Annotated in this window: 17 protein-coding genes and 2 pseudogenes; 11 read left to right on the plus strand and 8 right to left on the minus strand. The window is 69.6% G+C overall.

What is annotated here, in order from left to right:
- Positions 1 to 272: 272 nt before the first annotated feature.
- Both ACFUO4_RS39735 and ACFUO4_RS39740 read left to right on the plus strand, forming a co-directional pair.
- The gene (locus ACFUO4_RS39735) at positions 273 to 2228 is read left to right on the plus strand and encodes an N-acetylmuramoyl-L-alanine amidase (RefSeq protein ID WP_383494462.1); all 1956 of its coding nucleotides are present in this window, start codon (positions 273 to 275) and stop codon (positions 2226 to 2228) included.
- Between the two features lie 168 nt (positions 2229 to 2396).
- Entirely contained in the window at positions 2397 to 2750 is a 354-nt protein-coding gene (locus tag ACFUO4_RS39740) for an antibiotic biosynthesis monooxygenase family protein (RefSeq protein ID WP_383494465.1), read from the plus strand.
- A 561-nt stretch (positions 2751 to 3311) separates the two neighbouring features.
- Here the strand turns inward: ACFUO4_RS39740 and ACFUO4_RS39745 are convergent.
- From ACFUO4_RS39745 to ACFUO4_RS39760, 4 genes are all read right to left on the minus strand, one after another.
- Positions 3312 to 4268, minus strand: coding sequence for a sigma-70 family RNA polymerase sigma factor (locus ACFUO4_RS39745; protein ID WP_383494468.1), 957 nt, complete (start codon positions 4266 to 4268; stop codon positions 3312 to 3314).
- Between the two features lie 14 nt (positions 4269 to 4282).
- Positions 4283 to 5491, minus strand: coding sequence for an NAD(P)/FAD-dependent oxidoreductase (locus ACFUO4_RS39750; protein WP_383494471.1), 1209 nt, complete (start codon positions 5489 to 5491; stop codon positions 4283 to 4285).
- A gap of 375 nt (positions 5492 to 5866) precedes the next feature.
- Complete coding sequence (locus ACFUO4_RS39755) at positions 5867 to 6340, minus strand: NUDIX domain-containing protein (protein ID WP_383494474.1); 474 nt, start codon at positions 6338 to 6340, stop codon at positions 5867 to 5869.
- A gap of 438 nt (positions 6341 to 6778) precedes the next feature.
- Positions 6779 to 7606 carry an SDR family NAD(P)-dependent oxidoreductase gene (locus ACFUO4_RS39760; protein WP_383494478.1) on the minus strand — a complete coding sequence of 276 codons (828 nt, stop codon included), beginning with the start codon at positions 7604 to 7606 and terminating at the stop codon, positions 6779 to 6781.
- Between the two features lie 184 nt (positions 7607 to 7790).
- Here ACFUO4_RS39760 and ACFUO4_RS39765 point away from each other — a divergent pair, with 184 nt between their 5' ends.
- Positions 7791 to 8681 (plus strand): helix-turn-helix transcriptional regulator, encoded by an 891-nt coding sequence (locus ACFUO4_RS39765; RefSeq protein ID WP_383494481.1) that lies wholly within the window; start codon positions 7791 to 7793, stop codon positions 8679 to 8681.
- 108 nt (positions 8682 to 8789) lie between these two features.
- Here ACFUO4_RS39765 and ACFUO4_RS39770 read toward each other — a convergent pair.
- Together ACFUO4_RS39770 and ACFUO4_RS39775 are read right to left on the minus strand one after the other, a co-directional pair.
- A pseudogene (locus tag ACFUO4_RS39770) lies at positions 8790 to 9031 on the minus strand (YhjD/YihY/BrkB family envelope integrity protein); the annotation flags it as partial.
- On the minus strand, positions 9009 to 9230 hold the full coding sequence (locus ACFUO4_RS39775; RefSeq protein WP_383494484.1) for a hypothetical protein: 222 nt from the start codon (positions 9228 to 9230) through the stop codon (positions 9009 to 9011). The pseudogene ACFUO4_RS39770 and the gene ACFUO4_RS39775, both read right to left, overlap by 23 nt.
- A 171-nt stretch (positions 9231 to 9401) precedes the next feature.
- Between ACFUO4_RS39775 and ACFUO4_RS39780 the strand changes: the two genes are divergently transcribed.
- The 5 genes and pseudogenes from ACFUO4_RS39780 (at position 9402) to ACFUO4_RS39800 (ending at position 14036) form a co-directional block, all read left to right on the plus strand.
- Entirely contained in the window at positions 9402 to 9812 is a 411-nt protein-coding gene (locus ACFUO4_RS39780; RefSeq protein WP_079305930.1) for a carboxymuconolactone decarboxylase family protein, read from the plus strand.
- A gap of 278 nt (positions 9813 to 10090) precedes the next feature.
- Positions 10091 to 10318: pseudogene (locus ACFUO4_RS39785) on the plus strand (YhjD/YihY/BrkB family envelope integrity protein); the annotation flags it as partial.
- A 126-nt stretch (positions 10319 to 10444) separates the two neighbouring features.
- Positions 10445 to 10954: a phosphatase PAP2 family protein gene (locus ACFUO4_RS39790; protein ID WP_383494487.1), complete on the plus strand. Its 510-nt coding sequence runs from the start codon at positions 10445 to 10447 to the stop codon at positions 10952 to 10954.
- A gap of 876 nt (positions 10955 to 11830) precedes the next feature.
- The gene (locus ACFUO4_RS39795; RefSeq protein ID WP_079305874.1) at positions 11831 to 12472 is read left to right on the plus strand and encodes a carbonic anhydrase; all 642 of its coding nucleotides are present in this window, start codon (positions 11831 to 11833) and stop codon (positions 12470 to 12472) included.
- Between the two features lie 628 nt (positions 12473 to 13100).
- A complete protein-coding gene (locus ACFUO4_RS39800) occupies positions 13101 to 14036 on the plus strand; it encodes an alpha/beta hydrolase (RefSeq protein WP_383494490.1) in 936 nt (311 codons plus the stop codon).
- A gap of 324 nt (positions 14037 to 14360) precedes the next feature.
- Here the strand turns inward: ACFUO4_RS39800 and ACFUO4_RS39805 are convergent, their stop codons facing one another.
- Positions 14361 to 14747, minus strand: coding sequence for a hypothetical protein (locus ACFUO4_RS39805; RefSeq protein ID WP_383494493.1), 387 nt, complete (start codon positions 14745 to 14747; stop codon positions 14361 to 14363).
- A 192-nt stretch (positions 14748 to 14939) separates the two neighbouring features.
- Positions 14940 to 15872, minus strand: a complete 933-nt coding sequence (locus tag ACFUO4_RS39810) for a LysR substrate-binding domain-containing protein (protein ID WP_383494496.1) — start codon at positions 15870 to 15872, stop codon at positions 14940 to 14942.
- 105 nt (positions 15873 to 15977) lie between these two features.
- On the opposite strand from ACFUO4_RS39810, the gene mdlC reads away from it, so the two are divergent.
- From mdlC to ACFUO4_RS39825, 3 genes are all read left to right on the plus strand, one after another.
- The gene (mdlC, locus tag ACFUO4_RS39815) at positions 15978 to 17558 is read left to right on the plus strand and encodes a benzoylformate decarboxylase (RefSeq protein WP_383494499.1); all 1581 of its coding nucleotides are present in this window, start codon (positions 15978 to 15980) and stop codon (positions 17556 to 17558) included.
- Positions 17559 to 17620: 62 nt separating this feature from the next.
- Complete coding sequence (locus ACFUO4_RS39820; RefSeq protein ID WP_383494503.1) at positions 17621 to 19075, plus strand: benzaldehyde dehydrogenase; 1455 nt, start codon at positions 17621 to 17623, stop codon at positions 19073 to 19075.
- A 58-nt stretch (positions 19076 to 19133) separates the two neighbouring features.
- Positions 19134 to 20417, plus strand: coding sequence for an MFS transporter (locus tag ACFUO4_RS39825; protein WP_383494506.1), 1284 nt, complete (start codon positions 19134 to 19136; stop codon positions 20415 to 20417).
- The last annotated feature ends 9 nt before the right edge of the window (positions 20418 to 20426 follow it).

Here is a 20426-nt window from a genome sequence, read left to right on the forward strand (position 1 = left end):
TCCAGGGTGCGCTCCTCCCCTGATGCCCCAGTTCACGCCTGGCCTTCGCCTTCGCGGTTGCCCCCTCTCCCTGAACTTTTCGGCAACTCGCCCTTCGGAACGGGCTGTTATGCCCTTTCCGTTCAGTCTCGCCGCAACACACGTGTGACGGAAAACAGCTACTCTTTCCGTGGCCACTGCAACGAGCATGGCCCTATAGTCATCCGCGCATCGAGTTGTCGCCCCGGGCCTCCCCCATGAGCGGCACATGCCGCCAGCGCACCTTGATGCGCATGTTTCTTCCTCTGAGGAGCATCACCTTGCACAGAAGAAAGAGGGCCGTTGGCGTGCCCGTCGGCATTGCCGTGAGCGCGCTGGTCGCAGGCTCCCTGCTCACCTTGCCCGGCCACGCACTCGCCGACGACCCGAGCGCGTCTGCGAACGCTCGCCAACAGGCGCTGCTGGCCGCTGCCGAAGAGTTCGACATCCCGTCGAGCGTGCTGCTCGCTCTCTCCCACCAGGAGTCGGCCTGGGAGGGCCACGGTGCCCTTCCGAGCACCGACGGCGGGTACGGACCGATGAACCTCACGGACGTCACCCCCACCATGCTGGCGGCCGGTGACGCGGGCGCCGCGGGCCGCGCCGACCTCGACTCCCTCGCTGCAGACCCCGCGCTGCACACTCTGCGCCAAGCGGCCGAGCTGACCGGACTTTCCGTCAAATCCCTGCGCGAGGACGACACCACGAACATCCGCGGCGGTGCTGCGCTGCTCGCGTCGTACGAAAAAGAGCTGCTCGGGGCGACCCCCGCGGACCCCTCCCAGTGGTACGGGGCCGTGGCCCGGTACAGCCAGGCCAAGCAGGAGCAGGCGGCTGCCTCCTTCGCCGACCGCGTCTTCCGCACGATCCGCAGCGGCGCCTCGGCGACGACCCAGGACGGCCAGCGCATACGTCTGTCCGCTGGACCTTCCGTCGCCCCTGCCCGAGAGCAGATCCACTCCCTCCGCCTGAAGACCTCGTCGACGGCGGTGGCCACCGAGTGTCCCACGACCGTCGACTGCACCTTCGTGACCGGATCGCCGGCCGGCCGTCAGGTCGCCGACCGGCCGGCCAACGGCATCCGCATCGACACGATCGTCATCCACGACCTGGAGTCCACCTACGACGCCGGCGTCACGGGTCTGGCCAATCCCTCGAACCCCGCCGCGACCCACTACGTGATGTCCTCTGCCGGCGCGGTCACCCAGATGGTGCCCACCAAGGACATCGCTTTCCACGCGGGCAACTACTCGACCAACTTGCACTCGATCGGCATCGAGCACGAGGGGTACGCCGCGCACGGCGCCGCCTGGTACTCGGAGGCGCAGTACCAGGCCACGGCGGACTTGGTGAAGTACCTGGCCGCGCGCTTCGATATCCCGTTGGACCGGCAGCACGTCGTTGGTCATGACAACGTTGCCGGGCCCAACTCCGCGCTCGTCTCCGGCATGCACTGGGACCCGGGCTACGCCTGGGACTGGAATCACTTCATGAGTCTGCTCGGCGCCCCGGTCAGCGGCGTTTCCGAGGTGCCGCAGCCCGGCTCCGTCGTGTCGATCAAGCCGTCTTTCGCGGACAACGTGCAGACCCTCCAGGTCTGCCCCTCCGACGACCCGACCGGCCAGACGCCCACCTGCATCGAGCAGCAGCACCCGACCAACTTCGTCTACCTGCACACCGCGCCGAGCGAGACGGCCCCGCTCTTCGGCGATCAGGCGATCCACGGCACCGCGCCCGGCACCGATCGGGTGAACGACTGGGGCAGCACGGCTCAGGCCGGGCAACAGTTCGTCGTCGCCGACGTCCAGGACGACTGGACCGCGATCTGGTTCAGCGGTGCGAAGGTGTGGTTCCACAACCCCGGCGGAGTCAGCACCCGTACCAGCTACGGAGTCAAGATCATCAGGCCTGCGGGCACCACTCCCGTGTCCCTCTACGGCTCCAGCTACCCCGACAAGGCCGAGTACCCGGCCGGCCTGGGCGCCTCCACACAGGCACCGCTGAGCATGTACGCCATCCCGACCGGACAGGCGTACGTGGCCACGCGAGAGCCCGTCGCCACTGACGACTACTTCCCCTCCAGCTCAGCCGTGGTCATCGGAGGCAAGAAGATGTACACCATCCAGTACAACCACCGTGTCGCCCTGGTCTACGCGAACGACGTCACCGCGACCACGGCCGTGCACCACTGGGAGAACGACGGCAGCTGAGCCTGCCCTCCAGGCCGTTGGCCGCCCTCACAGGGCCCTCACGCGAAGTGCCGTCGGGCACCCCGCATGAGGGCCCTCACCCTGGCTCTCACGCCTCCATCGCCCCAGCGCTCAGATCAGCACCCGACGACCGGTCACACTCGCGAGGCGTCGTCGGTCAGAAGGGGCATGAGCCATTCTTTCGTATCGAAGACCAGCACCGACGAGCCTGTCACCGTCATCAAGAACTACACCGTGCCGACGGACGAAGCCGACCACTTCACCGACGTGTACCAGGAGAACGCCCGGATCATGGCGGCCCAGCCCGGCTTCCTCCGCTCCCGCCTGCACCGCCCCCTCTCCGAAGGCCCGCAGACACGCTTCGTCCACATCGCGGAGTGGGCGTCGGGGACCGCGCTCGACAAGGCCACCGACAATCCCGAGTGGCATGCCTCCCTGCAACGCATGTTCGACGACCCTGACCTGCACATCACCTCGGAACCGGCAACCTACCGCGTTGTCATCGAGCTGCAGCCCTCCTGACAACGCGTCACTCGGCACCCTGGTGAACAGGCAGGGGACCTTTATCTCGTTTCCTTGCGCGGCCCTGTCTGCACGTTGCTTCACCTTCCGGCGAAACAGCCAAGCCGTCAGCCAGGACACCGCGAGTAGGCCCACCAGTTCGATCACTTAAGCATTGAAGCAGCACTCAACCCGAGGGCCCATCCCCTCAACGACCGCCTCCTGCCAGCAGGTTCGCTCCAGTCGGCCTTCAGACTCTGCGAATCCGCTGGTTTCCGACCGACCCGCGCAGGCCATGCCTGGCGTCCGCACCGCACGACACCGCGCACCCCCCTAGGCGAGGGCGGTCGCGGCCGCCGACCTGCACGCGAGGTTGAACAGGTGCGGCCGGCAGGCAGATCCGGCAGCCACCCATGGCCTCTACCGCGATCATGCCGAACCCCAGAGCCAGAGGGGAGGGCGACTTCGGCACCTGGCTACTGCCCGCCCCCATCGGATTGCGTGGATCCGCGTGGGCGGCCCGTTCAACGGGCTTCCGGCTGCGAACGCAGGCACTGCACCTGACGGCGGTCAGCAAGGGGCTCACCACTGGGTGATGAGCGGCGCGCCCGGTTCATGCTGCCTCCAGTCCTCAGTGAGGCGGACAAGGCGGGCGGGGGCGGCGATGCCGCGCACCGTGGCGATCTTGCCTCCGGTGATGTCGAACGTCACGGCGCCGATGACTTGGTCGCCGACCACGAAGAGGATGGCGGGGGCGCCGTTGACGAGCGCGTAATGGACGGCGGGCGTGCCGCCGGCGAGTCGCCGTTTCGCGGGTGTGGGTGTGAAGCCGGCGCGTGCGACGGCGGCGATGCGCTGTGCGGTGTCGAACCGCAGCAGCTTCTCGGTCAGGCCGGCGCCGTCGGAGATCGCGGTGGCGTCGTCGGTGAGCAGCGCGACCAGCCGATCGGTGCGGCCCGAGGAAGCGGCGGCGAGGAACTCCTCAACGATCCTGCGGGCGGAGGCCGCATCGACTTCCTCTTCGCCGCCCCGTCGCGCACCGGTGATGCGGCGCCGGGCCCGGTGGAGGTGCTGCTGGCTCGCGGACTCGGTGACATCAAGGATCTCGGCGATCTCGGCGTGAGTATGGGAGAACGCTTCACGCAGGACATAGACGGCCCGCTCGAGGGGTGCCAGGCGCTCCATGAGCGTCAGTACGGCCAGGGAGACCGATTCGCGCTGCTGGAAGGTGTCGGCCGGGCCGAGCATCGGGTCGCCGTCGAGGAGCGGTTCGGGCAGCCAGGCACCCGCGGTGCGTTCACGGCGGGCCTGCGCCGAACGGAGCCGGTCCAGGCAGAGGTTGGTGACGACCTTGGTCAGCCATGCTTCCGGCACCTTGATCCGCTGCCGGTCGGCGGCCTGCCAATGCAAGAACGCGTCTTGTACGGCGTCCTCGGCATCGACGGCGGAGCCCAGCAGCCGGTACGCCAGCGAGGCCAGCCGGTTCCGGCTGGCCTCGAACTGGCTGATGTCGAAGCGGTCGGTCGCGGTGTTGTCCACTCGGATCACCCTAACTAGGCGGCTACGCGAGACGCCTTGTCGGCGGACGCGTGCGGCGCGGCGGCCAGGCGGTGCTTGCGCTTGGGCAGGCCGAAGGTCGGGTGTGAGGTGGTCCACAACGACATCTTGAGGATAACCGCCTTGATCCGCGCGGCCGTCCGGCCGCCCACGTACGTCGGCTTGGCCTGCCCTTCGTCGTCGACCATCTGCAGGATCCCGTCCCGCCGCCCGAGGCTGATGTGGTTGCCCACGTACTCCAGCTTGGTGTTCGGGATCTGGCCGCCGGTCAGGCGTCCCACGATCGCGGCCGTCGCCTGCACGCCGGTGTAGCCGGCCGACGCACACGACATCGGCAGCGGGCGGCCGTTGTCGGCGACGGCGAAGGCGCTGTCGCCGACGGCGTAGACGTTCGGATACGAGAGGGAGCGCATGGTGCGATCGACGACGATCCGACCGTTCTCGGTGACCTCCAGCCCGCCGGCGGCGGCGATGCGGCTGACGGCGAACCCGGCCGTCCACACCGTGGCGTCGGACGCCAAGGCAGTGCCGTCGGCACACAGCACCCGCGCCGCCTCGACGGCTTCGACCTCGGTGTGCTCCAGGACCGTGACGGCCAGCCGGTCCAGGGCCTGCCGCAGGTGGCGGCGGGCCCCGACGCAGAGGGCGGCGCCCAGCTCGCCGCGGGCCACCAACGCAACCGACAGGCCGGGCCGCGTTTCGGCGATTTCCGAGGCGGTCTCGATGCCGGTCAACCCGTCACCGACGACCACGACCCGCCCGCTTTCGCCCTGGCTGGCAAGGCTGTTCAGGCGCTTGCGCAGGCGCAACGCCGAGGGCCGGCTGGCGACGTCGAACCCGTGCTCAGCCGCGCCGGGGACACCGTGGGTGGCGCCGTGGCTGCCGAGCGCGTAGACAAGTGTGTCGTAGCCCAGCTCGCCCCCGCCGTCGGCGTCGGCCACGGCGATGACCTGGCGCTCGGGGTCGACAGCGGTGACACGGGCCAGGCGCAGCCTGACCCCCGTGCCCGCGAAGACATCGGCGAGCGGGGGAGCGTCGATCTCCCGGCCGGCCGCGAGCTGGTGCAGCCGCAGGCGCTGGACGAAGTCCGACTCGGCGTTGACCACGGTGATCTCGGTGTCCGCCGGGGACAACCGGCGGGCCAGGGTCCCCGCCACGTAGGACCCGGCATAGCCGGCGCCGAGGACGACGATGCGGTGCTTCATGTCTCGCTCCTGTCGGTTGATTTGCTCCCGGTGACTTGAGCGGGGCAGCCTCCCGATTCCTGACAGCAGCCGCATGTGATGTGGGTCACGGGGTGGGAGAAACGAGCCTCGGCGAGGGCCTGGGACCAAAGATCGCTAGTTCAGAGAACTCGCTGCACCTGTGCGGTTGTCCGGCTGTGGCACGTCAGCGAGCGCACTGTGACGGGTAGGCGCGCAGGCACCGATCGTGTCCCCCAGGGCCTGCTGGGTCGGCCTGGGGCCCTCCGGAGACGGGCGGCTCCAGGACTTCGTTGCCATGCCACCCAAGTGGGGAGAATGATCGCGCCTGGGGAACTTTTCACTCATCCGCATCCGGCATGAGCGAAGGGTTCCCGGTCAGCGCACCAGGTCGCACCAAGGGCCGTCCGGAACCAGGACGGCGAGAACGGACATCAATGTCGGCGGCTCGATCCGATCGACCAGCGTATCCAGGTCGAACCACGGGACCCAGGCGTGTTTGTGGAGATTGACCTGTTCATCGGGGAGGAGGCCGGTCGGCCTCAACGTCGGCTGCTCTTCGGCGAAATGGGCGACGAAGAAGTCCTCCGTCCCGACATACCGCTTCCCGTTCCACCAAACGTCACGTTCGACTGGCACAGACCGGTCCCGGATCGCAGAGGGGTCCAGGCCGGTCTCCTCCGAGAGTTCCCGCCGGGCCGCCATCAGCGGTGTCTCGCCTGACTCGATGCCGCCACCGGGCGGCTCCCAGAGCAACGTCCCGTCAAGCGGGTCACGCCAATGGAGAAGGAGCAGACGCTGGGCGGCATCCAGGCAGATCACGCGCGCGGCGGGCCGATGCGTTGTCTCCACAGCCTTGACACTACTTGACACTGTGCACGATCACCCCGGCAAACGCTCACGGTCACGGCACTAGAGAAGCCGTCGCCAGCCCGGTAGAGCCGGCAGGCAGGTTCGACAGCCCGCCCACGGCGGCTACCGCGATCATGCCCAACCCCAAAGAAAGGGAGGGCAGCCTCGGCACCCGGCTACTGCCCGCCCCCATCGGATCGCGTGGATCTGCCTGGGCGGCGCGAGGCCGTTTCGTGGGGTGTTCCAGGTCTTTCACGAGGGGGTTCATGCGGCCCGGCTGACCGGGCTGCGGGTATGCAGAGCAGGCCACTGGCGACATGCTCCTCTGGGAGTGTGGCAGGGGGCCATGAGCGAACCGGCAGGGCGGGGTTGCCCGTTGTGGCTGAGGGCCTGGCCGCGGCAGGCTGCCGCAGCCGGGCCCTTCGGGTTCCGCCGAGGTCAGGCGGTTCGGACCTCACCCTTGAGGGAGAGGGTCTCCCAGCGGTTGAGCTCGTCCAGCCGGGCCTGGAGGGAGGCGCGGATGTGCTGAACGGCATCAGCGCCGACGGCCAGGCGCAGGGGCGGTTCGTCCAGGGAGGCAACGCTCATGATGGCGTCGGCGACGGCACGGGGGTCACCGAAGGCCTCCGCGGGGAGTGCAGAGAAGTCGGTGAGGAATTTACCGACGGTGGGTGCGTAGGCGTCGCTGGGAAGGACGACGCGCAGGTTGGTGCCGAACTCGGTTCCGAACGTGCCGGGTTCGATGATGGTGACCCTGACGCCGGTGGGAGCCACCTCGTGGGCGAGGGCTTCGCTGATGAGTTCGACAGCCCCCTTGGAGGCTGCGTAGAGGCCGGAGGAGGGCCAGGCGAACTGGCCGATGAGTGAGGACGTCTGCAGGACGCGCCCCTGGGCGGCGCGTAGGGCCGGGAGGGCAGCCCTCAGAACGGTCAGGTTGGCCAGGACGTTGGTGTCGAAGATCGCTCGTGCCTCGGCTGCGTCGATCTGCTCGATCGCTCCGAAGAGTCCGTAGCCGGCGTTGTTGACCAGTACATCCAGCCGGCCGGCGGCACGGACAGTGTCTGCGAGAACGCTTTCTGCCTTGGCGTCCGTGAGGTCGAGTTCCACTGCGGTCAGCTGTCCCTGCGGTGCCAGACGCAGGAGCTCGTCGAGGCGGTCCCGGCGCCGGCCTACGGCGATCACATGAGCCCCTTCAGCGAGAGCGCGTTCGCTGACGAGGCGGCCGAAGCCGGAGGTTGCTCCAGTGACAAGCCAGGTGGAAGACATATCGATGCTCCTGAGAGTGCCGCACGATTGCGCGGTCGACGGGGTGGAACGGCCAGGCGGCCGTGCTTCCAGCGAACCGCTCGCACCTCGGTGAAACGAGGGGTGGAGTGGCCTCATGCTTCCTGGGACTGAGAGGACCACCCACACTCTGGCTGTACCGCGGCAACGGGGTGATCCTTGCCGTATGGACCGCAACGAAGGTCTCAGCGACTTTCTCCGCGCTCGCCGCGCTGCGATCGATCCTCACCAGCTGGGCATCGAGGACGCCTCCCCGCGTCGAGTGCCGGGATTGCGCCGAGAGGAGCTTGCGGCCTTGGCGGGCGTGAGTGTGGACTACTACACGCGCCTGGAGCAGGGCAGGCCGATCACGCCCTCGGAGTCGGTGCTGGACGCCTTGGCGCAGGCCTTGCAGCTCGACGAAGCCGAGCGCAGCTACCTGCATGCAGTGGCACGCCGCCCCTCCACTACGCGGCGCCGCGGCGTGCGAAGCACGCAGAAGGTGCGCCCCGGAGTGCACGCGCTCCTCGCACGTCTGGGAGACACCCCCGCCTTTGTCCTGGGGCGGCGCACAGACGTCCTGGCGACGAACCGTATGGCGCGTCTTGTGCTGGCCGACTTCGATGCGATGCCGATGCGTGAGCGCAACGCGGTGCGGTGGATCATGCTGGACGAGACAGCCCGCGAGGTGTTCGCTCACAGCTGGGATCAGGTGGCCGCGGTGTTCGTCGGGACGCTACGGATGGATGCTGCGCGTCATCCCGACGACGCCCGCACGGCGGAACTGGTCGGCGAACTGTCGATGAAGAGCGAGTCCTTCCGCAAGTGGTGGGCGGTGCAGAAGGTTGTCCGGATCAGTCACGACACCAAGGTGCTGCATCACCCGGTGGTGGGCGACCTGACCTTGCGCACGGAAGCTCTCACCTTCCCCGACGACCCCGACCAAACCCTCTTCACCTTCCTTGCCGACCCCGGATCGCCCTCCGACGAAGCCCTGCGGATGCTCGCATCCTGGGCGACCGATGCGCCCGACCGCCGTGGAACGGACCAGGGCCTTCCCAGAGGGGGCCAGCTCTAACTCTGCATCTGCCGGAGCTGGGGTACGCCCAAGTCTGGGTCTTTTGCTTGAGGCGTTCGTAGGGGGTTTGGCCACCGAGGGCGCCGTGCGGGCGATGGTAGGTGTAGTAATCCTCCCACTCACGGAGTCCCGCGCCGCTCCCGGGGCCAGCTTCTGGATGTTGTCCAGCGCCTGCTGCGTCGCCGACTGCCCGACGATGCCGAGCAGCGAGATCAGCGCCAGCAGGACCGGGACAGCGCCAGGATCCCGTAGTAGGTCGGCGTCGCGGCCCGGTCGGTTAGCTCGTCCTTGTTGAGCTCCTTCAGGGCGCCTTTCAAATGTCGCCAGTCACTCGGAGCCGGCCAGCCCAAACGCGACGCTCACCACTGAAACAGTGGCCAGAGCACCACAAACGAACCTCATCGTTGTCGGCGTCAGCAGCCGGTTGGCACCAATCGTGTTCGACATGTAGCCGTGGATCCGCCACGCAACATCGCGATAGTTGCACGCCACCACCACCATGGCGACCCCGAAGACTAGGCCCGACACGAGCTCCGCCCACGCACTCATCGACCCCCCGTAGAGGCGCTCGATGCCCAGTATCGAGCTCCGCGCTTGACCAGAACCATAGGGTGCCCCGCGCATGGGCGGGGACATTCACGTGTACTTCGGCAACAGTGGACTATGGAAAGCGTCGTGCCGGTCCGATGGCCCTGGGTCGGCAGCGCGCAGAATGGCGCCATGACGGAACACAGCGCTGACTACACGCGCGCGCTGAACAACGCTGAGGAGATCCTCGGGTTCAGCCTGGCGCCGTATGTCGATCCAGGGCCGACGGAACCCGTCAACGCCTACGACTTCACACGGATCGCGACCGAGCACGCCTTCGGTGACGTTTGGACTCGCAGCGAGCATCTCGACCTGCGCACCCGTGCTCTCATCTCGGTCACCATCACGGCGAGCCTGGGCATCCTCGAGCCGCTCCGGGGCCAGCTGCGGATCGCTTTGCACAATGGCGTGACCAAGGAGGAGATCGTCGAAGCCTTCATCCAGATGGCCGTCTACGCGGGTGTGGCTCGTGCCTTTGACAGTTACACCGTGGCACGCGAGGTCTTTGCCGAACACGACGAAGCGGACTCGCCTGACAATTGAAGCGTCGACGTCAGCTGCGAGGTCCTCACCCTGGCCCACGGGTTCGCAGGAGTGGGTGGTGATGACAGGGTTGATCACGGCTGGGGTGTGATCCGGCAGACGCCGGGGTGCTGCACGGAACAGACACGGCGGCCATGCAACCGGGGCTGCTGCTGTCGGAGTGCGAGGGGGTACCGCATCCAGCGGTACCGGACTTCGACTCCACGGCTGGCACGATCGTCCGCGCAAAATCGACTACCTGCCAGCCGCCCAGGGACGGCCCCGACAGTGGCTGACGGAACAGCTACTCCTACAACAAGACCTACGGCACTTTCGCCGGGGTGATCGTGTTCCTGGTGTGGCTGTGGATCACGAATCTGGCGATCCTGCTGGGCTTGGAGGTCGACGCGGAGCTGGCCCGCCAGCGCGCGGTGGCGGGCGGTCATCCGCCGGAGGAGCCGTACGTCGGGCCGCGCGACACGCGGAAGTGGGATGAGGAGGACCGTCGCCGTCTGGGCGGGACCTGAGCGCGCCGCACCGCGCCGCACTGACGTCGCGCCGGCGTGCGCTCCGGTGCCGGGCATGCTTGGCGGCCTGTGGGATACGAGCAGGTGATGAGGTTGCTGGCAGGGATTCGTGAGACGGACCGGAGTGTGGCCAAGCAGCTCGCTGCCCGCGCCTCGCCCGGCCTTCACCGTGCGCTGTCGGCGGTGGAGGAGACAGCTGAGGGAACCAAGCTGTGGTGCGGCGCGGCAGCGGTGATGGCCCTGATGGACGGCTGGCGCGGCCGCAGGGCCGCCGTCGCGGGCCTGGCCGCTGTGACCGTCGCGCAGCTGGTGTCCAACGGCGTGTGCAAGCAACTGGCCGACCGACCCCGGCCACCGAAGGACTGGTTCCCGCACGACGAGGTCGAGGACCGTCCCGACTCCCCCTCCTTCCCCTCCGGGCACACCGCCGCCGCGGTCGCCTTCACCACCGCCATTGCTCCCACATGGCCGCTGGCCGGTGCCCTGTGCACGGTGCCGGCCGCCATGGTGGCCATCGAACGCGTGCAAAGCGGCGCCCACTACCCCAGCGACGTCGCCGCCGGTGCCGCCATCGGCCTGGCCAGCGCCTGGTTCACCCGGCGGGCCCCGCACCTGATCCTGCGCCACTGGCTCTAGCCGTATCACTGCGAGCGTGTCTCCCACCGCGGGTGGGAGGCACGGACCGTCGCCGGGCAGCCCGCGCAGCGGCGTTTCGCCCCGCGGTACACCGTTGCGCCCGCGGGAACTCAGCAGCCCCGGGGCTTGCTTGGCGAGCTGCGGATGACCCCGCGGCGCCTACACAGACCTGCTTCGTCCCCGGGTCCCTCTCCCCCGGGAACATCGCACACGGAGCCCGCCCGAACGGGCGAGCGACATCGCTGCCCAACCGACACTCCGGCGTTGCCGCGACCCGGGGCGCTCACCGCCGATGCGGCGGTCCAGGCGGAGCGATGCAAAACGGGCCATGCAACCTGTCTGTCTGTGCGCGAAGAGGGAGACCCGGAAGTAGTGACAGCACGGCTGCCTAAGGAGACGGTGCGCGGCCAGCTCCGCAAGGAGCAGATCGAGACCGAAGGCGCAGCCGACGACCGCGGCAATCGAAGGCCGCCTTTCGCCTGCACGCGCCGCCCCGCTCGGAACCTGCTCGAGCGGGCCGACGCTTGTGTGCCCGCCAGCCCCAACTGCCGGACGCACGCGGACAAGCCGGCCAGGCCGCCGCCGCGACGCACTCAGGCCGCGACCATGCGGGTAACCCGAGCGCCGCAGCTCAACCCCGCGCCCGACTACCGCACCGAGCCGGTGTCCTGATCTTGTCCTGTGGCCCGCCGCCTCCCGCGCACGCAGAGGGGCGGCCCTACGCGGTGGGGCAGCTGCGCCGGGCACTGCGATTCCCTGAGGCTGGCCTGGCCAGGCGTCTGGGAGTACCGCCCAATTCGTCAGCGGGACACGATCAGGCGAGCGGCGGCGCGACCAGGCGGTGCGATGGCAGATGGCGGGTTCTAGGCTGCCGCCATGACCGAGATCCAGACCCCGACGCCCGGCGATGCCTTCGAGCTCCTGTTGGCCGGTAACCAGCGCTTCGTCGCAGGCACCCCTGAACACCCCAACCAGGACGCCGCCCGCCGAGCGGAGACCGCGCCGTCCCAAAAGCCCTTCGCCGTGCTGTTCGGATGCTCCGACTCCCGGCTGGCCGCCGAGATCATCTTCGACCGCGGCCTGGGCGACCTGTTCGTAGTCCGCACCGCCGGCCACGTCATGGGCCCGGAGGTGCTGGGCAGCATCGAGTTCGGTGTGGAGGTGCTGGGCTGCCCGCTGGTCGTGATCCTCGGCCACGACTCATGCGGCGCGGTCGGCGCCGCCTGCGCCGCACTGGAGGACGGCATGACACCGGCCGGGTACGTCCGGGACGTCGTCGAGCGGGTGACCCCCAGCGTGCTGGCAGCGCGGGCCGCCGGGCACGTCGAGCCCGATCAGATCCTCGCCGAGCACATACGGCACACCGCCGACCTGCTCCTGGATCGCTCCCGGGTCCTCGCCGACAAGGTCGCCGCCGGCGAGGCTGCCGTGGTGGGCCTGCGCTACAGCCTCGCCGACGGCAGCGCGCAGCTCGTCACAGCCCGCGGCCTCGAAGAGGCGGTCCCCGCGGCATCCTGACCGCACCGGCGGGGCTGCGTGGCCTGGCCAGGGGCAAGCCCGCTCACTTGGCGGCTAGGATCGCCCGCCCGGAGGAGGACTGCCCGACCCGACAGACACCGCGCTCTGGAGACGTCAGGTCCGACAGCCCCGCCATCAGGGCTGGTCCCAGTGAGCCGAGGCCCCGCGGCGCGGCGATTGGCGGTCGCAAGTCCCAGCCTCTCCCCCACGTAGCCGGTCAGGGGCGCAGGGCCCCCTGCGCGGACTTGCTCGATCTGTCCGCCCGGCACGACAGCGACCGCGAGAAGCTCAGCCGCCACTTGCCACACACGCCTGATCCGCTTGCTCGGCTCGGTGCGCGCCGGCGCGGACCGAGGGCGGCGCAGGAGCCAGACCAGAAAGACGATCACGTCGGCCTCGCGGCGAGCCAGGATCGTGGAACCGTAGCCCCGGCGGGCCGCCCCATGTTTTCGGGAGCCGTGCTCACCACCTCGGCATGATCGACAGATGTCAGTTCCGGGGTCCGGGCGGACGTCGGCGCACGCCTCTGATCGCCTGCCGCACCCGTCGGCGTGCTACCTTCCCACCCATCGATCAGCAGGAATCCTGATGGTTGGTGACCTCAAGCATGCCCTCGAAGGGAGCCGGTATGTCCCTGTTGGCCCGGCCGGCGGTGGCCGCCGTAGCCGCCCGAACGATGCAGCGCCTGACCCGACTGGCCGACCGGCGTCCCAGCGGGCCCGGATCCGCCGCCGCCTCACACGCCAGGTTCCCCGAATACCCGCGGAACGTGGACGAGTTGACCATCCCGGCAGCGACGGCCCCGGCCCGCGCCACGGTCTACCGCCCGGCGGTCGAGGGAGCCGCGCCGCCCGTCCACGTCAACTTCCATGGTGGCGGGTACGTCGTCGCACTCACCGAGGGCGACGATCCCCTGTGCCGCTTCCTCGCCGCCGAGGCGGCGGCGGTCGTCATCAACGTCGACTACGCCGTCGCGCCGCAGCATCCGTTCCCGGCGCCGCCCCGGCAGGCGTACGAAATCGTGCGATGGGTCGCCGAACACGGCCCGGAACACGGCTGGGACGGCTCCCGGCTCACCGTCGGCGGTCAGAGCGCCGGGGGCGGCCTCGCGGCGGCCGTGGCTCGGCAGGCACTGGAGCAGGGCGGACCGCCGATCGCCCTCCAGGTCCTGCACTATCCGCCGCTGGACCTGGTGACGAACGCCCGCGAGAAGCACAGTGCCGCCGCCAGGCCGGTGCTGCGGCCCTGGATGGCCGATGTCTTCGATACCTCATACGTTCCCGACCCGGCGATGCGCGCCGACCGGCTGGTGTCACCCGCTCACCCGTCGGACACGGCCGACCTGAAGGGGATCGCACCGGCGGTGGTCATCACGGCCGAGCTCGACCTGCTCAAGGTGGAGGGCGTGCGCTATGCCGACCGGCTCAGGACGGCGGGGGCACTGGTGGAGCACCAGGATGTGCCGGGAGTCGACCACGGGTACGACGGTTCGGACGATCAACGGGCCCGTGAGACCTATGCTCTGATAGCTCGCCACATACGGCAGGCGGCTGCCGGCGCCTAGAGTCTTGGGGTTCTGGCACAGACTTTGGGACGTCGTGGCGGAGGTCGCCGTGGACGGCGCGAGGGACCAGGCGGAACGGCGGCGCCATCCGGTACCGGACAACCCGTATCCGCACCGACATCGGGCCGGGCGACGCGCCAACCAGCGGCCGCCGGTCCGAGCGCTGCAGTGCTGGAGTACCCGGACCAGTGGGCGGTCCGTGTCGGCGCTGGACACGGACAAAGTTACCGCCCCGGACCTGGCCGAGCATCCCGCCGCCTACGCACACCAGCCCGCCCGACCTGCACTTTTCACGACGCAACACTGCCCAGTAGGAGGCGCGGGTCAGCTTGGTGAATGTGGCGACGCGGGGCGGCAGGCGGGCGGGGACGTGGCGTGTGGCAGTGATCGTCTCGACGCAGAAGGCAAGGTCGTTGCCGGTGCCTTCCATGTGCCAGGCGATGGCGCTGATGGGATGCAGTCGTCGAAGTAGATCGGGGTGGGGAAGCAGGCGAGTCCGTCGCGGGCGGGGGCTGCGTCTTCCAGGTTTCCGACGATCACGCTGTTGTTGTTCACGAGGGGGTGCCGGGCGATGCGGTCGGCCATGCTGCGGCGTGCAACCCATACCTCACTGGTGCGACAGGCGTCGGCGAAGTTGGCGCACATGGTGAAGTAGAGGCCGATGGCGTCGGGGTAGTGGACGAGGTCGCGGCCGGTTGCGGTGAGGTGCATGGCCGCCATCAGGTACGCGCCGTGGGGCAGGCCGCGGACGGGACCGCTAGCTCTGCCGACTGGTCCAACAGCAGCTCGGCTGCGCGCACCGCCGCAGCTTACTGGCGATCAACGGCGGTTCCGCCGCCGATCAGGCCGCCCGGCAAGGCCCGACCGGCGCGTTTTGCGCACGGCGAGACCGCGGCCGGCCGCTCAGCCCGCACTCGGCGGCAGCTGTGCAGGGCTGACCAGCTCCCCCAGAACATCAGCCATGAACTCCACCAGCCACCGCTGGGACGGACTGCGTGATGCCTCGTGCCGGGCGTAGAGCGCCACTTCGATCGGTTCCGTCTCGAACGGGAGACTCACGAGGCGGAGGCGGTGGGAAGCGGTGAAAACCTCACCGACGTATTCGGGGACGATCGCGATGAGGTCGGTGTGTTCCAGCAGGTAGGGCAGCACCGTGAAGCGGGTCGCGTCCACGGCGACGCGATCCAAGAGGCCGTGGGTGGCGAGGAGCAAGCGGGGCAGGACGTGGCCGTGGGGGCCGTACACCGTCGCGTGGTGCTCGGCCGCGAGGTCCGCCAGCGTGACGGAGGCGCCGCGAATGCGGGGATGGTCGGCGGCGACCATACCGACGTAACGCTCGTGGAAGAGCGGGATGCGCACGGTGCGGTGGGACGTGAGGACCGGCGTGGCGACGAAGGCGTCGAGTTCACCGCGGCGCAGCTGGCTCTCGACGGCGTCCACGTCCAGCGGGCGGACGGTGAAGGACACACCAGGAGCCCGCTCGCGGGCCGCCGCGACCAGCCGGGGCAGCAGGGTGGCCTGGCCCAGGTCGGACAGGGCGACGGTGAAACGCCCTGACATGGCGGTGAGGTCGAAGTCGTTGTCCTGGCGGATCACGGCGTCCATGCCGGCCAGCGCGCGCTGCAAGGGCTCGTAGAGGCGCTGGGCGCCGGCGGTTGGGGTCAGGCCGCGACCGGTGCGCCGGAAGAGCTCGTCGTCGAAGTGCCGGCGCAACTTGGCCAGGCTGTAGCTCACCGTGGGCTGGGTGACGTGGAGGGTTTCGGCCGTCGCCGTGACGCTGCCGGTCTCGTAGAGCAGCACGAAGACGCGGGCGAGGTTGAGATCGAAGCTGCTCATATCGAGCAAGTCTATATCGCATCCCGCCAACATTTATTAGTCCGAATGTCGTGCGGTGCCTAGCGTGGCCTGCGTCACTTCGACGTCGCCGCGAAAGGAACGTCTGTGCCATCCGTGCGCCGTGTCTGCCATGAGTTCCTCCAACGTCAGGAGCTCACCACCGTCTTCGGGAATCCCGGCTCCAACGAGCTGCCCTTCCTCGCCGACCTGCCGGAGGGCTTCCGGTACGTCCTGGGGCTGCACGAGGGCGCCGTGGTGGGCATGGCGGACGGCTATGCGCAGGCCACGGGACGTCCGGTGCTCGTCAACCTGCACGCCGCGTCCGGCTCCGGCAACGCGATGGGCGCGCTCACCAACGCCGTGGCCTCGCGCACTCCGCTGGTCGTCGTGGCCGGCCAGCAGGTGCGGCCGGCCATCGGGCCGGAGGCCAACCTCGCCAACGTCGACGCCCCGTCGCTGATGAAGCCGCTCGTCGGCTGGGCCGCCGAACCGGCCTGCGCCCAGGACGTGCCCCGGTCCCTCGCCCAGGCCGTCTTCGAGGCGCAGTTGCAGCGCCGGCCCACCTACCTCTCCGTCCCCTATGACGACTGGGCGGTTGACGCGGGCGAGAACGCGTCGGCCGTGCTGGACCGGCAGGTGCACCGCGCCGCAGTGCCCGGCGCGGAGCAGGGGCGCCGGCTGGCCGATGCGGTGACCGCCGCGCGCAGGCCCGCGCTGGTGCTGGGTGGTGACATCGACTCCGCCGGTCTCTTCGACGACGCGGTGCGGCTCGCGGAGCGGCTCGGCGCTGCGGTGTGGGCGGCACCGTCGCTGTTCCGGCTGCCCTTCCCCAACCGCCACCCGCAGTTCCGCGGGGTGCTGCCGGCGGGGATCGAACCCGTCTCCCAGGCTTTCGAGGGGCATGACCTCGTGCTGGTGCTCGGTGCACCGGTCTTCCGCTATCACGAGTACCAGCCCGGCCGGTATCTGCCCGAGGGCACCCGGCTGATCCAGGTCACGGAGGACGCCGCCGCCGCCGCCCGCGCGCCGATGGGCGAGGCTCTGGTCGCCGACCCGGCCGCCGTCATCGACTTGCTGCTCAAGGAGCTCGACGCGGCGACGGAGTCGGCGGGCGACTACCGGCCCACCCCCGCGCCGGCCACCGGGCAGGGAACGCGGCTGCATCCCGAGGAGGTCTTCGCCTCCCTCCGGGACGAACTGCCCGACGACACGGCGTACGTGGTGGAGTCGACCTCGACGAACTCCTCGTGGTGGCGCCAGATGGACCTGCGGCGCCCCGGCTCCTACTACTTCCCGGCAGCCGGCGGACTCGGCTTCGGCCTGCCCGGCGCCGTCGGGGTCGCCATGGCCCAGCCCGACCGGCCGGTCGTCGGCGTGATCGGGGACGGCTCGGCCAACTACGGCATCACCGCACTGTGGACGGCCGCCCAGCACCGCCTGCCCATGACCGTGGTGCTGCTGCGCAACGGAACCTACGGCGCGCTGCGCTGGTTCAGCGGCCTGCTGGGTGTCCCGGACGCACCGGGCATGGACATCCCGGGCCTGGACTTCACCCGCATCGCGGAGGGCTACGGCGTGTCCGCCCAGCACGTCGAGAGCGTGGACGAACTACGGGCGGTGCTGTCCCGACGCCCGGACGGACCCCGGCTCGTCCAGGTCGACACAGCGCTCACGACACCGTCCTGACCACGACGCCCGCTCCACGAACACACCTCACAGAAGCGCCCCCCTCACAGGAAGGAAGACCGATGACACTCCTGGACAACGACGTCTGGAGCAAGAAAATCCTCAGCGACGGCTGGCAGGACGCCACCCGTGAGCACCAGGTCACCGAACCGGCGACCGGCGCGCACCTCGGCACCGCCGGCCTGGCCACGCCCGAGGACGTGCGCCGCGCCGCCACCCGGGCCGCCCAGGCGCAGCGGCCCTGGGCGGTAACTCCCCCGCAGCAGCGGGCGGCCGTACTGCGCCGCGCGGGCGAGCTGTTCACCGAGCACGCCGCCGAGATCGAGGACTGGCTGATACGCGAGGCGGGCTCGGTACGGGCCAAGGCGGCGTTCGAGGTGCAGCTGGCGATCGGCGAGTCATTCGAGTGCGCGGCACTGCCCACGCACCCTCAGGGAGAAGTACTGACGTCCCAGGAGGTTCGCTGGTCGCTGGCCCGGCGCCGCCCCGCCGGCGTCGTAAGCGTGATCGCGCCGTTCAACTTCCCGCTCGCGCTCGGCCTGCGTTCGGTGGCACCCGCGCTGGCGCTCGGCAACGCGGTCCTGCTGAAGCCCGATCCGCGTACGGCGGTCAGCGGTGGCGTGGTCATCGCCCGGATCTTCGAGGAGGCCGGGCTGCCCTCCGGACTGCTGCACCTGCTGCCGGGCGACGGCACGGTCGGCCAGGCCGTCGTCGAAGCCCCCGAGGTACGGGTCATCTCCTTCACCGGCTCCACCCCGGTCGGCCGCGCGATCGGTGAACAGGCGGGCCGTCTGCTCAAGCGCGCCCACCTCGAACTCGGCGGGAACAACGCCCTGGTGGTGCTGCCGGGCGCGGACGTGCACAAGGCGGCCTCCGCCGGTGCGTTCGGCTCGTATCTGCATCAAGGGCAGATCTGCATGACCACCGGCCGCCACATCGTGCACGAGTCGCTGCTCGACGAGTACAGCGCCGCGCTGGCCGCAAAGGCACGGGCGCTGCCCGTCGGGGACCCCGCCCGCGAGGACGTGGCGCTCGGCCCGATCATCGACCGGCGGCAGCTGGAGCGGGTGCACGGCATCGTCACCGACAGCGTCGCGGCCGGCGCGACGCTGGCCGCGGGCGGCGAGATCGACGGCGCCGGCTACCAGGCCACCGTCCTGACCGGCGTCACCACCGACATGCGGGCATGGCGCGAGGAGATCTTCGGCCCGGTCGCACCCGTCATCGGCTTCTCCACGCTCGAGGAGGCCGCGCGGATCGTCAACGACTGCGAGTACGGCCTGTCCGTCGGCATCCTCGGCGACGTCGGTACGGCGATGAAGCTCGCCGACCAGATCGACTCCGGCAAGGTCCACATCAACGAGCAGACCGTCAGCGACGAGCCCAACGCCCCGTTCGGCGGAGTCAAGGCCTCCGGCACGGGGTCCCGCTTCGGTGGAGCCGCCGCCAACGTCGAGGCCTTCACCGAGGTCCAGTGGGTCACCGTCCGCCCGGACATCGCCGACTACCCGTTCTGATCCCCGCTCCCCCGTCCCCCATCCCCTCCCCCGTAGCCGCTACAAAGGGAACGCAGCCATGACACCCATCGCCTCACCGGACACCACCGACTCCCCCTCAAGAACAGGCTCGTCCGACCGCAACGTCTGGACCGTGGTCCTGTGCTGGATCACCGTCATGCTCGAGGGGTACGACCTCGTCGTCCTCGGCGCCATCATCCCCACCCTGCTCAAGACCCATCACCTGGGCATGACAGCCGCGGACGCCACCACGGTCGCCACACTCTCCCTCGTAGGCGTCGCCATCGGCGCCATCCTGGTCGGCCCGCTCGCCGACCGCTTCGGACGACGCCTGCTGGTCATCGGCTCGGTGGTGGAGTTCTCCGTCTTCACCCTCCTGTTGCCCCTGGCCACGTCCGTCGGAATGTTCGCGGCGCTCAGGCTCGTCGCCGGTATCGGTCTCGGCGCCTGCATGCCGGCGTCGCTGACCATGATGGCCGAGCGCATGCCCGCCGCACGCCGGGCGCGCGCCAACACCCTGACCATGACCGGCTACCACACCGGTGCCGTGATCACGTCCCTGCTGGCCCTGCAGGTCACCGACAACTGGCAGGTCCTCTTCTACGTCCTCGGCATCGCCGGACTCGTCATCGCGGTCATCCAGTGGTTCCGCCTGCCGGAGTCGGAGGCGTTCGTCCGTACCAAGGAAGCGCCCGCCTCCCAGCGCGTCGCATTCAGCGAACTCCTCAAGCCGGCCTACCTCCGCGCCGGCATAGGCATCTGGGTCGCCTCCTTCATGGGCCTGCTCCTGGTCTACGGCCTCAACACCTGGCTGCCCAAGCTCATGAACGAGGCCGGCTACCCCATCCCCACGGCGGTCACCCAACTGCTCATCCTCAACGTCGGCGGGGTCGTCGGCCTGGTGCTGGGCGGCTTCGTGGCCGACCGGCGCGGCATCAAGCCCACCACGCTCGGCTGGTTCGCGATATCGGTGGTCATGCTGGCCTGCCTCAGCATCAGGATGCACAGCGACCTGCTCCTCGACACCGTCGTCTTCCTCACCGGCGTGTTCGTCTTCTCCGCCCAGGTGCTGATCTACGCGTACGTGACGAACTTCTATCCGGCTTCGGTCCGCAGCACCGCCCTCGGCTCGGCCTCGGGCATCGGCCGTATCGGCTCCATCGTCGGCCCGTCGATCACCGGTGCCCTCGTGGCGTCAGGCATCGGACACCCCTGGGGCTTCTACTTCTTCGCCGCCGTGGCGGTCGCCGGATTCCTGGCCGTGCTCACCCTGCCCGGCCGGGAATCCGCGGCACAGGCGGAGGCAACCGCGGTGGCGCCGGCCGCCGAACCCGCCGTCTGACCCACCGCG

This window comes from Streptomyces sp. NPDC057280, from assembly GCF_042668605.1.
Classification (GTDB): domain Bacteria; phylum Actinomycetota; class Actinomycetes; order Streptomycetales; family Streptomycetaceae; genus Streptomyces.

Bases quoted from the DNA above. Each gene is read 5' to 3' on its own strand.
- ACFUO4_RS39750 (WP_383494471.1), bottom strand. From the start codon at position 5,491: ATGAAGCACCGCATCGTCGTCCTCGGCGCCGGCTATGCCGGGTCCTAC.
- ACFUO4_RS39740 (WP_383494465.1), top strand. From the start codon at position 2,397: ATGAGCCATTCTTTCGTATCGAAGACCAGCACCGACGAGCCTGTCACC.
- ACFUO4_RS39795 (WP_079305874.1), top strand. From the start codon at position 11,831: ATGACCGAGATCCAGACCCCGACGCCCGGCGATGCCTTCGAGCTCCTG.
- ACFUO4_RS39805 (WP_383494493.1), bottom strand. From the start codon at position 14,747: ATGCACCTCACCGCAACCGGCCGCGACCTCGTCCACTACCCCGACGCC.
- ACFUO4_RS39820 (WP_383494503.1), top strand. From the start codon at position 17,621: ATGACACTCCTGGACAACGACGTCTGGAGCAAGAAAATCCTCAGCGAC.
- ACFUO4_RS39780 (WP_079305930.1), top strand. From the start codon at position 9,402: ATGACGGAACACAGCGCTGACTACACGCGCGCGCTGAACAACGCTGAG.
- ACFUO4_RS39735 (WP_383494462.1), top strand. From the start codon at position 273: ATGTTTCTTCCTCTGAGGAGCATCACCTTGCACAGAAGAAAGAGGGCC.
- ACFUO4_RS39825 (WP_383494506.1), top strand. From the start codon at position 19,134: ATGACACCCATCGCCTCACCGGACACCACCGACTCCCCCTCAAGAACA.
- ACFUO4_RS39775 (WP_383494484.1), bottom strand. From the start codon at position 9,230: ATGAGTGCGTGGGCGGAGCTCGTGTCGGGCCTAGTCTTCGGGGTCGCC.
- ACFUO4_RS39760 (WP_383494478.1), bottom strand. From the start codon at position 7,606: ATGTCTTCCACCTGGCTTGTCACTGGAGCAACCTCCGGCTTCGGCCGC.
- ACFUO4_RS39810 (WP_383494496.1), bottom strand. From the start codon at position 15,872: ATGAGCAGCTTCGATCTCAACCTCGCCCGCGTCTTCGTGCTGCTCTAC.
- ACFUO4_RS39765 (WP_383494481.1), top strand. From the start codon at position 7,791: ATGGACCGCAACGAAGGTCTCAGCGACTTTCTCCGCGCTCGCCGCGCT.
- ACFUO4_RS39800 (WP_383494490.1), top strand. From the start codon at position 13,101: ATGTCCCTGTTGGCCCGGCCGGCGGTGGCCGCCGTAGCCGCCCGAACG.